Here is a 14785-nt window from a genome sequence, read left to right as displayed (position 1 = left end):
AAAGCACTTTACCCCTAAAAGCCATGCCTGCAAAACCACTACATCCTATCCTTGAAAACCATTATTATCACCTGTACAACAGAGCACACGGAAATGAAATAATGTTTTATAATGATGACAATTACTCCTTCTTCCTAAGGAAATTCAAACAGTTTGTTTCCCCCGTTGCCCATGTTGCCTGTTTCTGTCTGATGCCTAATCACTATCATTTTTTGATATTAACAAAGAATATAGAGGAAATCCAGTGGGACAAACTCAATATGGAACCTAAAGAACTAAGTCCGGGAGAATACAATCAACTCATCATACATCAAATCACCAAACTACAAATCTCCTATACCATTGCATTAAATAATCAACGTAAACGAAAAGGAGGATTGTTCATGAATCCATTTCAACGAAAAGCAATCAGTGGATTTCAATATTTGCTGGAACTGGTCATCTATATCCACAATAATCCCATTAAAAGCGGCATTTGTAAATCACCTGAAAAATGGAAATTCTCCAGCTACAGGTATTTTATTTTGAAAAAACCATCGTGGTTTCCGTTGATCAAAACTACAGAATGGTTTAGTTCCATCGAAAATTTCACCGAAATCCATAAAATATAACTGTAACTGATATTATTCATTAATGTGTATTATCTATTACACTGTCACAATAAATATTACACATATGTATCACAATTCGATACAATTATAAATGAATTATAAATACACACAAGGTACTTTTGTTTCATGGCTGTACACATGGGACAAATCATCAAAAGGACTTTATACAATAAGGGGATGACCGTTACCAGCTTCTCGAAAAAAATCAACAGAAGTAGAAATGTGGTGTACAATATTTTCGACCGAAAAGAAATAGATACCTTCCTATTAAGATCAATCTGTGTTGTGCTGGAAACAGATTTTTTTGCGCTGCTTTCACAGGACCTTCGCACACCAAAGTCCAGCTATGATGTGGAAAATAATTTTAGCCTGAAAAAAATAGCAGAAAAAACTGAAATCGATTCTCAGATTTTTAAGAAATACTATTTGCTCGAAGAATCAAAAAAAATGCAGGAAACGCAAATTGAGATGCTGAATAAAAAAATTGAAGAGCTCAGTCGGGAAATAGATTACCTGAAAAAAAATAAAAAAAGTAAAACTTCAAAAAACACTTCAACATATAGTAAAACAAAAAGGACTGCCAAATGACAGTCCTTTTTTATTCATGAAGCTATTCTTATTTTTTCATTTTCAACTTCTCGCACTCAGCGATTAATTGCTCATTCATTTTTACGTAATCATCATTTTGATCAGCCTTCGCCTTTTCAATGGATAATTTCGCAGTAGCAATGGCACCATCGTAATCCTTTAATTCTTTTTGAATTTTAGCTTTCATCAAAATAATCCAATAGGCATCCGGACGTTGATTTACAGCTTCTGTAATCCACTCTAAAGCCTTCTTTAAATCTTTACCGTTTTCAAAATAATAACGGGCAGCCTGATAATACGGCTTCTTTTCACCTTTCATTTCAGTTTCAATCTGAGCCATGATTTTCGCATCAATATTGGCAGAAACAGTAAAAGAAACCATGGTGCGGTCCCACATCAAACGAACATCAATCGCATCACCCTTTGGACGATAATTATTCAAATCAATTGTAAAAGTTTCTACCGACATCGGAAGTTTCACAATTTTAGATTTTACACGAACAACATCATTTTCCTGTTTATAATCAGCAGGCGACGTTACAGTGGTATCCTTTGATAAAATTAATGTCCACTCCATTTTACCCGGAATAGATAATAATCCATATTTACCCTTAGCAATGGTAGTTCCATTCACCATAACCTCTTCGCCGAAATAAATGGTAGTAGCACCGTTTGCACCCGTTCTCCAAACTTTATCGAAAGGAACTAAATCGCCAAAAATCTTGCGGCCTTTAACCGAGGGGCGACTGTAACTAAGCGAAATCTTTGAAGTTGCAAATTGTTGCTCCACCGAAATGGTTGGACTAGGAGCAGGTATTGTGAGCTGCGCTGAGGCGGAAGCTGCCAGGAAAAGACCGAAAAAGGCCGTAAAAATTCGATTTTTTGTTCTCATAATTCTGTGTTTTGGTGCTTAAAGGTAAAAAAATGGGGAAATTTGTACCAACAAATAATTAAACTTCAGCATTTCAAACAAATGTTCCGTCAAATTGTTCAGTTTTTTCCCTCACACTGAGTATATTTGTTTCCCTTTATGAGTCAGGCATACACAGCACATCCATCCGCGGTTATTGACGAAGGATGCGAAATTGGGGAAGGCACCCGAATTTGGCATTTCTCGCATATCATGCCTAAATGCAAAATCGGAAAAAACTGCAACATCGGGCAAAACGTAGTCATCTCACCGGAGGTGATATTGGGGAACAATGTCAAAATTCAGAATAACGTGAGTATTTACACAGGCGTCACTTGTGATGATGATGTTTTTCTTGGACCAAGCATGGTATTCACCAATGTAATCAATCCGCGCAGTGCTGTTAACCGCAAAGATCAATATGCAAAAACGCATGTAGGAAAAGGAGCCTCGATTGGAGCAAATGCGACGATTGTCTGTGGACATAACATCGGAGAGTTTGCTTTCATTGGAGCAGGTGCAGTGGTAACGAAAACTGTCCCTGCTTATGCATTGATCATTGGGAATCCGGGAAGACAGACGGGATGGATGAGCGAGTACGGACATAAATTGAAATTTGATACCAACGGAAAAGCGGTTTGTCCGGAAAGTGGACAAGAATATGAATTAAGCAATGGCATTGTAAAACGAATCAAGTGAGTGAAGAGAAAAAAATAAATTTTGCGGTAATTGGCCAAGGCCATATCGGAAAGCGTCATGCCGAAATGGTTCGAAGAAATTCCGAATGCAAATTAATTGCCGTTTGCGATATTCAGCCGAAAGAAAAATTGGGCATTGAAAATATAGAAGAGGACTTTTATACCGATGCAGAACAAATGCTTAATGAACATCCCGAAATTGATGTAGTGTGCGTTTGTTCTCCCAATGGATTACATGCCAAACATTCCTTAATTGCATTGCAGGCCCAGAAACACATAGTTTGCGAAAAACCAATGGCCCTTTCGAAGCGGGATTGCGAAGAAATTATTTTTAAATCACTTCAAGTGCATAAACACGTTTTCTGTGTTATGCAAAACAGGTATTCGCCACCTTCCCAATGGATCAAACAAATTGTTGAGCAGGGCACCCTGGGTGATATTTACATGGTTCAATTAAATTGCTACTGGAACCGTGATGAGCGATATTATAAAAAAGACAACTGGAAAGGTTCACTCGCATTGGATGGCGGAACACTGTTTACGCAGTTTTCGCATTTCATCGATATCATGTACTGGTTGTTTGGTGATATTGAAAATATTCAGGCAAAATTCCAGGATTTCAACCATACAGATCTTACCGAATTTGAAGATTCCGGTCTAGTGAATTTTGATTTTGTAAATGGAGGAATGGGATGTATAAACTACTCTACATCTGTTTGGGACAAAAACCTCGAAAGTTCAATCACAATCATTGGAAGTAAAGGAAGTGTGAAAATTGGAGGACAATACATGGATAAAGTTGAAGTGTGCAACATTCTGGATTATAGCATGCCGGAATTAGCACCTACCAATCCAGCCAACGATTATGGTCACTACAAAGGATCAGCCAACAACCACCATTACATTTTTGCCAATGTTACCGACACCATCAAAGGCAGAACAACCATGACCACCAATGCACTCGAAGGATTAAAGGTGGTGGAAATCATCGAACGAATTTACGCGCTAAAAGCGACGCCAAAAAAATAAAATAACACTACGAAAATTAGATTATGTTATACAAGCAACTAGTAAAAAAAGAAGCCACCATGGCGGTAATCGGACTCGGATATGTAGGACTCCCGATTGCACTGGCATTCGCAAAAAAAATTAAAGTGATTGGTTTCGACATCAACGCAGAACGCGTTGCAATGATGAAAAAAGGAATTGACCCTTCCAATGAACTTCCGAAAGAAGCCTTTAAGGGATGCGACATTACCTTTACAGCAAAACTGGAAGATTTAAAAAAAGCACAATTCTTCGTTGTTGCTGTTCCTACACCCATCGATGAAAACAATCTTCCTGATTTAACACCACTCATCGGCGCTTCCACCACGGTTGGAAAAGTTTTGAAAAAAGGAGATTACGTCGTATTTGAGTCCACCGTTTATCCCGGTTGTACAGAAGAGGATTGTATTCCGGTTTTGGAAAAGGAATCGAAATTAAAATTCAAGAAAGATTTCAAAGTTGGTTATTCACCAGAGCGTATTAATCCGGGTGATAAAGAACACACCATTACCAAAATCAAAAAGGTGGTTTCCGGATGTTCTGCAGAATCATTGGATATTATTGCCAAAGTGTATGAATTAATTATCGAACCGGGTGTACACCGTGCATCGAGTATTAAAGTGGCAGAGGCTGCAAAAATTATTGAAAATACACAGCGCGACGTAAACATTGCATTGATGAATGAATTATCCATCATCTTCGGAAAAATGGGAATCAACACTTTTGATGTACTCGAAGCAGCCGGAACTAAATGGAATTTCCTGCGCTTTTATCCGGGATTAGTAGGTGGTCACTGTATTGGTGTAGACCCTTACTATTTAACGCATAAAGCAGCATCATTAGGCTACCATGCACGCGTGATCAATTCTGGCAGGTATGTAAACGATTCCATGGGATATTATGTGGCTAAAGTAACTGTGAAAAAAATTATCGCGGCAGGAAAAAATATTTCCAAATCAAAAGTCCTGATCATGGGTGCAACGTTTAAAGAAAACGTAAGCGATATCCGTAACTCTAAAATTGCCGATGTTCTTAAAGAATTAAAATCGTTCGGTGTTAAAGTGGATATTGTTGACCCTCATGCCGACTCCGATGAATTGAAACATGAATACGGTTTCGGATTAAATAAAATCGGAAAAGGATACGATGGCGTTATTGTTGCCGTTAATCATAAAGAGTATGTTGATCTCGATGAAAAATATTTTGCATCCATTATGTCGAAAGGCGGCGTGCTTACGGATGTAAAAGGAATTTACCGCAACAAGATTAAAAAACTTACGTACTGGAGTCTATAAGCTAAAATATTTATCATGACAAAAATTCTCATCACCGGAGGTGCAGGTTTTATCGGTTCACATGTAGTGCGCTTATTCGTAAAAAAATATCCGCAATACGAAATCTATAACCTCGATAATTTAACCTATGCCGGAAACCTGGAGAATCTAAAAGACATTCAGGATCGTCCGAATTATCATTTTATAAAAGGTGATATTACAGATGGAAAGTTCATTCATGATTTATTTACTCAACACGATTTCGACGGTGTAGTACATCTCGCTGCAGAATCGCATGTGGACCGCTCCATTGCTAATCCGCTGGAGTTTGTAATGACCAATGTAATTGGAACCGTTAACTTACTTAACGCCGCGAAATCCGGAGAAAAAAACCGTCGCTTTTATCATGTAAGTACCGATGAAGTTTACGGTTCTCTGGGAACATCCGGATTATTTTCCGAGAGCACCAAATACGATCCGCGTTCCCCCTACTCTGCATCAAAAGCTTCTTCCGATCATTTTGTGCGCGCTTACCATCACACCTATAATCTGGATGTGGTATTATCCAACTGCAGCAATAATTACGGACCCAATCACTTCCCGGAAAAATTAATTCCACTTGCCATTCACAACATCAAAAACAGCAAGGAAGTTCCTGTATATGGAAAAGGCGAAAATATTCGCGATTGGTTATATGTGGAAGATCATGCAGCTGCCATTGATTTGATTTATCACAATGGAAAAAGTGGTGAAACGTATAATGTAGGCGGACTCAACGAATGGAAAAACATTGACCTGATCCGTTTCCTCTGCAAAACCATGGATGTGAAACTTGGTCGCGAACTGGGAACTTCAGAACGACTGATCACTTTTGTGAAAGACAGAGCAGGACATGATTTACGTTATGCCATCGACGCTTCTAAACTTCGCAACGAACTAGGGTGGAAACCCAGCGTTACATTTGAAGAAGGATTAGAAAAAACAGTGGACTGGTACCTTAAAAACAACGCATGGCTCGACCACGTTACCAGTGGCGATTATAAATCTTATTACGAAAAACAATATAGTCACCGCTAATGTCATTTTTATCGCGACTGTTTGGAGGGAAGGAAGAAAAATTAGAAGCTGCTGATTTATCGGTTCTGGGTACAGATGTGCATTCACATTTTATTCCGGGAATCGACGACGGTGCCAAGACGATGGAAGATTCTCTTGCACTGTTGCAGGAAATGCAGCTTCTCGGTTATAAAAAGGTAATTACCACTCCACATATCATGAGTGATTTTTACCGCAATACACCCGAAATTATTTTGAGCGGTTTAGATGCAGTTCGTAAAGCAGCACAACAAGCAGGTCTCCACATTCAAATCGAAGCCGCAGCCGAATACTACCTCGATTTCGATTTGGAGGACAAAATCAAAAACAAAGAATTATTGACCTTTGGAAATAGTTATGTGTTGTTTGAAATGCCATTTATCGGTGAACCTCAAAACCTAAGCAGAGTCGTTTTTGAAATGCAAATGGCAGGCTATAAACCGGTACTTGCACATGTGGAACGATATACCTTCTGGCACAATCAATGGGAAAAAATTGAAATGATGCACGATAAAGGTGTGATTTTGCAATTAAACCTGAACTCACTCAGTGGCCATTATTCCCCGGCAACCAAAAAAATTGCCGAAAAACTGATCGACCAAAACATGATTAGTTTATTGGGTACCGACTGCCACAACCTCAACCATATTGCCCTTCTAAAGGAGAGCGCTAAACTACCATATTTACATAAAGCTCTAAAAATCAATAATCTACTGAATCAAAAATTAGCCTGATTCAAGCTTCAATTTTTGTTAAATTTTTTCAGCGGGGCATTGTTTTTGACTATATTTGAGCACACATCCTATGAAGAAGATTCGTTTTTCCTCGTTTGTTTTGCCACTGGTGGTGCTACTGCTCAATATTGGTATTGCTGCAGCGGGGAATAATACTGCGCCTGGGAATAACGACGGGAATACTGAAAAATCGAATGACCCGAACGAATCTAAGACCGTAAATACGAATAAGCTTAGTCTGAACGGAAAGGATTGGGTTATCATTGAAGTTATTGAAGAAAGTACTCCCGCACCTAAAGTTGAAACTCAGGTAGTGGTAGAAAAAAAGAATATTTCTCAGTTAAGCTTTACCAAATTCGAAGTTAGAAGCTGCCAGAAAAACGCAACGCCTGCCGAATTAATGCCTATTCTTAAAGAAATACAACAAGGGAATGGCACACGTAAGGTTTACATGACCGAAGAGAACGGAAAAAAAATATGGTACATTTCTCCGGAAGTGAATGATCAAAAATCTTCACCTCCTGCAGAGTTAAATGTCCCGATGCTTTGGCAAATAAAAATCTAAAAAAAAATCCCCTTTCTCAAGGGGATTTTTCATTTATGGATATTTTCATTTATGCACTTGCCGCTTCAGCTTCAGGTGCAATTTTCTTAACTAAACCTTGTAACACTTTTCCTGGTCCAACTTCCACAAACTGCGTTGCTCCATCTGCCACCATTTGCTTTACGGATTGCGTCCATGCCACAGGTGCAGTTAATTGCGCAACGAGGTTCTTTTTAATCTCTTCTGCATTATTTACAGCCGAAGCAGTTACGTTTTGATATACGGGACAAACAGGTGTATTAAAATGCGTGGAATTAATGGCAGCTTCCAATTCAATACGAGCAGGTTCCATTAATGGCGAGTGAAATGCTCCACCAACCGGTAACACTAAGGCGCGTTTTGCTCCTGCTGCTTTTAAAGCTTCACAAGCACGGTTAACAGCTTCCACTGAACCGGAAATAACTAATTGTCCGGGACAATTATAATTCGCCGCAACCACAACCCCTTCGGTAGCTGCGCAAATTTCTTCCACTTTCGAATCTTCTAAACCAAGCACTGCTGCCATGGTAGAGGGAACAGCTTCACATGCTTTTTGCATGGCCATAGCACGTTTAGAAACCAACACAAGTGCATCTTCGAAAGCAAGGGTTTTATTGGCAACCAAAGCCGAAAATTCACCGAGTGAATGTCCTGCTACCATGTCGGGTTGAAATGAATCACCTAATGTGGCAGCCAAAATCACCGAGTGAAGAAAAATGGCGGGTTGAGTAACTTTGGTTTGCTTTAACTCTTCATCTGTACCGGAAAACATGATGTCTGTAATGCGGAATCCTAAAATGGAATTCGCTTTTTCAAACATATCTTTTGCCAATGGAGAATTATCGTAAAGATCTTTTCCCATTCCAACAAACTGAGATCCCTGTCCGGGAAAAACATATGCTTTTTTCATGTGATGATTATTGATGAGCGACGAAAATAAGAGGAAATTCCTAAAACAAAAAACCCCGGATTAAACCGGGGTCTCTGTATTAAAAAATGAATTATTCGTTGCGGCTTCCTAATAAACGAAGCAAGAACAAAAACAAGTTGATGAAATCAAGATAAAGCGTTAATCCGGCCATAATCGCCATTTTGCTGGCTAATTCGTGACCAGTACCTACCTGCTCGCCCATTTGCTTGATTTTTTGCATATCGTATGCAGTGAGTCCTGTAAATACAAGCACTCCCAAAATGCTGATCAGGTAATCCAATCCTTCACTTCTCATGAAAAGATTTACAAGACTGGCAATTACAATTCCGATTAATGCCATGGTTAAAATAGATCCCATTTTAGTGAGGTCCATATTTGTAGTATAACCTAAAGCAGCCATAGCACCAAATGTACCTGCAGTAATAAAGAACACCATGGCAATTGAACCTCCGGTGTAAATCAGGAAAATTGAACTTAATGACAAGCCCATTAATGCCGAATACAAAATGTAAACACCCAGCATCACAGGTGCAGAAAGGCGGTTAAATGCAAAGCTCATCAGCATCACCAATCCAATTGGTAATAAGCTAACAATCCAGAATAAAGGAGAAACTCCGGTTTCCGTTAAAAACAAGCTTGCAAAAAGACTTTCATTGCTCCCTACTGCATAGGCAACAACACCGGTAATGGCAAGAGCAGCCAGCATGTAAGAAAACACGTTAGCCACAAAGGTTTTGGGAATGGCACCTGTAAAACCGGTAGATTTATTGTACTCGGTTGAACTACTGCCAGAATTGAATGAATTGAACAAATCGTTGCTCATGTTATTTTAGTTTTTGGTTGTTAAACGTTATTTGTGGTTTCAAGTTATATTTTTTTCAACTTAAATGCGAACCAATTAAGGAAATAAACTCCTTTCGTGTGGTGTCCTTCAAAAACTCACCGGTAAAAGCACTGGTGGTGGTTACCGAATTTTGCTTTTGAATTCCCCGCATCTGCATACACATGTGACTGGCCTCAATAACCACCGCAACGCCTAAAGGATTTAATGTTTCCTGAATACAATCGCGGATTTCTGTGGTCAGTCTCTCTTGTACCTGCAAACGCCGTGCAAAGGCATCTACAACGCGCGGAATTTTGGAAAGTCCGACAATATGTCCGTTGGGAATATAAGCCACATGCGCTTTGCCGAAAAAGGGCAACATGTGATGCTCACACATGGAATACATTTCAATGTCCTTCACAATTACCATTTGACGGTAATCTTCCGCAAACATGGCGGATTGAAGGATTTCCCTGGGATTCAGATCATAACCATGGGTTAAAAACTGTAAGGCCTTAGCCACTCGCTCAGGGGTTTTTTGAAGGCCTTCGCGCTGGACATCCTCGCCTAATGCAGGGATAATTTTGGAAAATGCGTCGGATATGATCCCGATTGAGGCAGTATTGTATTGCTCAATCTTTTCATATCCGTCCATCGAATTTTCGGAAATTATGTCAGATTTATCAGTCATCCTTTTTTTATTCGCCGTAATATTCAGCGGAGTTGTTTTCGGTTTCTACCAGTTTAATTCCGTGCAATGTTCCACCCAAACGTTGAATGGGTTCTTTTAAAATATCCCAAATTACAATGGCCAGATTCTCGGTAGAGGGTTTTATTCCTTGTAAAAATGGAACATCAAGATTCAAATTCCGGTGATCCAGGTGCTCTATTACTTCTTCGCGGATTAAGACACTTAATGCTTTTAAGTCGACAATAAATCCGGTTACGGGATCGGGAATTCCTTTTACGGTTACAAATAAGCTGTAATTGTGACCATGCCAGTTTTTATTAGCGCATTTACCAAAAACCTCAATGTTTTTTTCCTCGCTCCATTCATCATGCCACAATTTATGTGCGGCATTAAAATTTTCTCTGCGTGTAATGTAAGAAAGTCTCATATTCAAAATCTTCCGCAAATATACGGCATAAGAAAGCAATGCAACAAAAAAGAAAAGCGTATGATGTAAATCAGCTTAATACACCACCACCTTTTTCATAATGCTTCGCTCGCCCGAAACACAACGAATCAGATAGGTTCCACTTCCTACAGCAGATCCACTTTCCGTATTCCGGTACCACAACAGACGTTTTGGACCGGAAGGACTCTCGCCATTGTACAAGGTCTTCACTTTCCGTCCGCTTAAATCATACACTTCCACCACCAATTTACCGGCTTGAGGAAGATTAAGATCTAAGGATGTTACTTCAGAAAATGGATTCGGATAAGATGCAAATCCAAACTCATTTAAAGAAATATCAGGTGCAGATGTGAATACGGGTTCCAATTGTGCAGAATAAATTCCGTTACCATGCGTAGCCACCACAAACTTCCCGTCACTGGTACGCGTTTTCATCATATTGACAACCGCTTTTCCGATGGTGCTTGGTCCCTCCATTTGCCAAACCGTAGAAGCTCCGTTTAATTGGGTGGTTGAATATAATCCTACACTGGTACCAACGTAATAAGTTGGCGAAGGGAAGGTCGGATAAATAGTAGCCCAATAAACGGCGGGACCATCACCTGATCCGTCCGGATTTTGTTCCAGGTTTCCGCTGATATCGGTCCAGTTGCTTCCTCCATCACTGGTGTGAAAAATACTTGGTATGGAATAATTGGAGAAGGTCACCATCAACTCATCTGCATCAAAAGGATTTGCTCCAATGCTGCTCACGTATGAATTGGCAGGAAAATTTGCTCCTGTAATTTCTGTTTTCACCGGCGAAGCGGAGCTTGCATTATCCAAACGATAAACCGCATTTTTAGAACAACCATAATACAAACGATCGGGAACCGCCTTGCTGATTTCGGAAACAGTAATATATCCATCTGAAAGTGAAATAGCACTTTGTGTAATTTCAGTCCACCCCTGTGATATCGTATTAAAAATATCTCCAACTACAGGAATAGCAGATAGCGAATCGTTTCTCCAGATTTTTAGTCGGGTTACCAGGTACAAACGATCCGGATTAAACGGATCCATTGTAAAGGCATTGATGAAATTATAATTCGAGGGCGCGCCTGTTGGATCTATGCGTGTGCTCAATGCAGTATCGCCATTGTCGTTCATTAACATTTTACCCATTTTTCCCTGCTGAATGGAAAAAATATAATAGTCTCTTCCATTCGGAATACCGAGATAGGATCCATCACCACGGTACACCCATTTCCAAAGTGAATCGATGTGATTTCTATTGGTAAACCAAACGCCGTTATCCTGAGCACCTGCTACAAGAAAATCATTATAGGCATCTCCTTCCTCAATGGAAACCGTGTAGAATTGCGAACTGACATATCCATTATTGAGGGAAGTCCAAAAAACAGAATCAGCAAGAATATCGTCCGATTTATGAATTCCTCCATCGGAAAATGAAATGGCTTTATTGGGATCTGAAGAAAGGAAAATTAAACCATGCTGATCCGGGTGATGATTGGGATAAACATAATTTGCACGGTTCGCATTACACTGGTAACCGCCAATCCAACTGTAATCTGTAGTGGTAAACTGTGTAGTGCTGCGGTATAAACTGGTTCCTCCTAAGAAAATAATGCTATCGTTAGTGGGATGCCAGGCAATATGCATATCGTATCCACCCTGCGTTTGAAAATAACCGAAATCGAAATCGAAAAATCCGGTGCAGGAACCATTGGGTAAATTAAGTGAGCGATTTTCCCATTGACCGCCCGCACCACTTCCGTTTCCGGAAAGGTAGGTGTACTTGAACAATGAATGATCATTTAATCCTGTACCCGGTGTTTCGGAAACGAACATGACTTCATTTTCATCTTGCGGATTATAAGCCATGGCAATCCGGTTGTAGGTTCCCGGCAAAGGAGCGTTTAAGAGTGTCCAGTTGATACCATCAGTAGAGCGGTAAATTCCTTTATCGGGACCATCACTGGAAAGTGCGGCATAAAACACGCCTGATGGTGTAACGATGATATCGCAATAATCAGAAAAATAACTAACGGTTGAATCGAATCCCAGAACAGGATCCCAGGTTTGTCCGCCATCTGCACTTCTGAAAACGCCATTGATAACTGCAGCTAATACCACATCACTGCTTGCAGTGGGATCGGTAACCATTCGCCACACAAAATCCATATCGCCATTGGCATAAATGGTTTGCGGAGTTCCTGAAGAAGAAGAAGTGAGATGTGTCCAGGTTAATCCGTTATCGGTCGATTTAAATACACCATCGCCACTCATGCGTGAAGTGAAACTAGTTCCGCTTACAATGCCATAATATTCTCCAGTACCGGCGTACCAGGTGTCTTGGTGACCGGCACGTTTATCCTGAACAATCGAAGTTACAGAATGTAATTGGGAAACATCAGAAACGCGGGTGAAGGATTGTCCGCCATCCGTACTTCTCCAAATACCGGAAGTTACACCTCCGGCAAGAATGATATTTTCGTTGCGCACATCATAGGCTACGGCGCGTGTTCTTCCACCAAGATCACGTGGACCAATCAGATTCCAGCTTAATGAGCGAGATACATTTTGCGGTAAAGTTTCGGCAAATAATAATTCACGTTTACGAATTCCGGATGGAATTTCACCGGTGTGAGGGTCAACATGACGATCGAATTCATAAGCCATCCAACCCGATTCATCGTCGGGAGAACCAATACTCATTTCACCGCTTTTCATTTTCGTGGAAGCAGATTGTTCCGAAAAAACAATCAGTGTAACCACTACAAAAAGAGATAAGAAAATTTTAATCCGGTAATTCATAACGCAACTTGTATAAAAGGAAAATTAAATTTAAGCTATTTCAACTTCAGTTTCAAATCCGGCATGTTCAAGATCATTCCAAAAAGCGGGGTACGACTTCTCCACTACCATTGGATCTTCAATAACCAGCTCTTTACAAACCAATGCCAAAGGAGCAAAAGCCATTGCCATTCGGTGGTCGGCATAGGTTTTTACTGTATTTTTTGGAGGAAATAAATTTCCACGGTGAATTTCAATTCCGGAATTCCCCAATACGGTTGTTCGGATGCCAAAATTTTTCAATTCTTCCGACAAGGCATCTATGCGGCGACTTTCCTTCAAATTCAGGGTGGATAATCCCGTAAGTTTACTTTCAATTCCAAGAGCGGCACAAGTACACGCAAGGGTTTGAGCAAGATCCGGACAAGAAGAAAAATCGAATTCAAAATATTCCGGAAGTTGGAAATCATTTTGTTTTGTTAAGCGGATTCCCTGTTCTTCAAAATTCGTTTTTACACCGAGTGATAAAAACAAATCAGTCAGAACCTGATCTCCCTGCAAACTATGCTCTTGTAATCCACCTAAAAACAAATCGCATTTTTTGGATAAAGCAGCAATGCTGTACCAATAAGAAGCAGAACTCCAGTCGGCCTCAATTACAAAATCTTTCCCGGTATATTTTCCCTGCTCCACCTCAAGGCGGTTTTCATTCCATTGCACCTGAGCACCGAAATACTTCATGATGCTGGTGGTCATATCGAGGTAAGGTTTAGAAACGGGAACGCCGTTAAATGAAATTGTAACGCCCTGTTGTGTGTGAGGTGCAATCATGAGAACGGCAGAAACAAACTGACTGCTAACTGTAGGGTTCATGGATATGTGTCCTCCCTGCAGTTTTTTACCATGAATCCGCAATGGAGGAAATCCCGCTTCGTTGACGTATTCAATCTCTGCTCCTAAATCGCGAAGTGCATCCACCAGAATTCCTATCGGACGTTTTTTCATGCGTTCACTTCCAGTGATTAAAAAATGACCCGGCGTAATGCTTAACAATGCCGTTACAAAACGCATTACCGTTCCTGCAGCACCCACATCAAAAACCAATTCACGCTCCGCAGAACTGGAACGAAGTGCAGTAAGAATATCAATGAGTGTGGTGGTATCTTTAGAAACTGAAATATCGCGAATGGAAAAAGCTTCATCACAGAGTGAAGAAATAATAAGCACACGATTGCTTTCACTCTTGGAACCGGATAAATTTACCTGCGCGGCTATGCTATCGAACCTTGAACGGATATGAATTTTTTTCATCTCCCTAAGCTGATATAATACCGGAGAGCATCTTTAATTTCATCGGCAGAGGCAAAACAATCTACACTCGGTACGCCAATACTCTCCAGCAAAACAAAATTGATTCGCTGATCTTTATTCTTCTTATCATTTCGCATCAACTCAATCAACCGGTGAAAATCCATTTCATCGATGGGATAATGCGGAAACCAATTGGTAATAAGATGAACAATGGCATTGAATTGCTCCAGCGGAAGTTTTCGGTA

Annotated in this window: 15 protein-coding genes and 1 pseudogene; 8 read left to right on the top strand and 8 right to left on the bottom strand. The window is 40.1% G+C overall.

What is annotated here, in order from left to right; all coding sequences use genetic code 11:
* Together K1X56_12865 and K1X56_12860 are read left to right on the top strand one after the other, a co-directional pair.
* On the top strand, nucleotides 1-611 hold a 611-nt coding region (locus K1X56_12865), incomplete at its 5' end, for a hypothetical protein (protein ID MBX7095604.1).
* A gap of 126 nt (nucleotides 612-737) precedes the next feature.
* Complete coding sequence (locus tag K1X56_12860; GenBank protein ID MBX7095603.1) at nucleotides 738-1199, top strand: hypothetical protein; 462 nt, start codon at nucleotides 738-740, stop codon at nucleotides 1197-1199.
* 28 nt (nucleotides 1200-1227) lie between these two features.
* Here K1X56_12860 and K1X56_12855 read toward each other — a convergent pair whose 3' ends face one another.
* Nucleotides 1228-2091, bottom strand: a complete 864-nt coding sequence (locus K1X56_12855) for a DUF2911 domain-containing protein (protein ID MBX7095602.1) — start codon at nucleotides 2089-2091, stop codon at nucleotides 1228-1230.
* Nucleotides 2092-2229: 138 nt separating this feature from the next.
* Here K1X56_12855 and K1X56_12850 point away from each other — a divergent pair, with 138 nt between their 5' ends.
* The 6 genes and pseudogenes from K1X56_12850 to K1X56_12825 all read left to right on the top strand — a co-directional run bounded on the left by K1X56_12850 (nucleotide 2230) and on the right by K1X56_12825 (nucleotide 7522).
* Nucleotides 2230-2808 carry an N-acetyltransferase gene (locus K1X56_12850; protein ID MBX7095601.1) on the top strand — a complete coding sequence of 193 codons (579 nt, stop codon included), beginning with the start codon at nucleotides 2230-2232 and terminating at the stop codon, nucleotides 2806-2808.
* A 5-nt stretch (nucleotides 2809-2813) separates the two neighbouring features.
* Nucleotides 2814-3836: pseudogene (locus K1X56_12845) on the top strand (Gfo/Idh/MocA family oxidoreductase).
* Nucleotides 3837-3859: 23 nt separating this feature from the next.
* Nucleotides 3860-5149, top strand: coding sequence for a nucleotide sugar dehydrogenase (locus K1X56_12840; GenBank protein ID MBX7095600.1), 1290 nt, complete (start codon nucleotides 3860-3862; stop codon nucleotides 5147-5149).
* Between the two features lie 15 nt (nucleotides 5150-5164).
* Nucleotides 5165-6205 (top strand): dTDP-glucose 4,6-dehydratase, encoded by a 1041-nt coding sequence (rfbB, locus tag K1X56_12835; protein ID MBX7095599.1) that lies wholly within the window; start codon nucleotides 5165-5167, stop codon nucleotides 6203-6205.
* Nucleotides 6205-6957 carry a histidinol phosphatase gene (locus tag K1X56_12830; GenBank protein ID MBX7095598.1) on the top strand — a complete coding sequence of 251 codons (753 nt, stop codon included), beginning with the start codon at nucleotides 6205-6207 and terminating at the stop codon, nucleotides 6955-6957. The genes rfbB and K1X56_12830 overlap by 1 nt, the downstream gene beginning before the upstream one ends.
* 70 nt (nucleotides 6958-7027) lie before the next feature.
* A complete protein-coding gene (locus tag K1X56_12825) occupies nucleotides 7028-7522 on the top strand; it encodes a hypothetical protein (GenBank protein MBX7095597.1) in 495 nt (164 codons plus the stop codon).
* A 49-nt stretch (nucleotides 7523-7571) separates the two neighbouring features.
* Here K1X56_12825 and fabD read toward each other — a convergent pair whose 3' ends face one another.
* The 7 genes from fabD to K1X56_12790 all read right to left on the bottom strand — a co-directional run.
* Nucleotides 7572-8450, bottom strand: a complete 879-nt coding sequence (fabD, locus tag K1X56_12820) for an ACP S-malonyltransferase (GenBank protein MBX7095596.1) — start codon at nucleotides 8448-8450, stop codon at nucleotides 7572-7574.
* A gap of 91 nt (nucleotides 8451-8541) precedes the next feature.
* Complete coding sequence (locus tag K1X56_12815) at nucleotides 8542-9294, bottom strand: Bax inhibitor-1/YccA family protein (GenBank protein MBX7095595.1); 753 nt, start codon at nucleotides 9292-9294, stop codon at nucleotides 8542-8544.
* 55 nt (nucleotides 9295-9349) lie between these two features.
* Nucleotides 9350-9949, bottom strand: a complete 600-nt coding sequence (gene folE, locus K1X56_12810; GenBank protein MBX7095594.1) for a GTP cyclohydrolase I FolE — start codon at nucleotides 9947-9949, stop codon at nucleotides 9350-9352.
* A 43-nt stretch (nucleotides 9950-9992) separates the two neighbouring features.
* Nucleotides 9993-10412, bottom strand: coding sequence for a 6-carboxytetrahydropterin synthase (locus tag K1X56_12805; protein ID MBX7095593.1), 420 nt, complete (start codon nucleotides 10410-10412; stop codon nucleotides 9993-9995).
* Nucleotides 10413-10487: 75 nt separating this feature from the next.
* Nucleotides 10488-13250 carry a T9SS type A sorting domain-containing protein gene (locus tag K1X56_12800; protein MBX7095592.1) on the bottom strand — a complete coding sequence of 921 codons (2763 nt, stop codon included), beginning with the start codon at nucleotides 13248-13250 and terminating at the stop codon, nucleotides 10488-10490.
* 30 nt (nucleotides 13251-13280) lie between these two features.
* Entirely contained in the window at nucleotides 13281-14540 is a 1260-nt protein-coding gene (gene aroA / locus K1X56_12795) for a 3-phosphoshikimate 1-carboxyvinyltransferase (GenBank protein MBX7095591.1), read from the bottom strand.
* Nucleotides 14537-14785, bottom strand: a 249-nt coding sequence (locus K1X56_12790; protein MBX7095590.1) for a hypothetical protein, incomplete at its 5' end; no start/stop codon positions are given. The genes K1X56_12790 and aroA, both read right to left, overlap by 4 nt.

Source organism: Flavobacteriales bacterium, assembly GCA_019694795.1.
In the GTDB taxonomy this organism is placed as follows: domain Bacteria; phylum Bacteroidota; class Bacteroidia; order Flavobacteriales_D; family UBA2798; genus UBA2798.
This window is presented reverse-complemented; position numbering and strand designations above follow the sequence as displayed.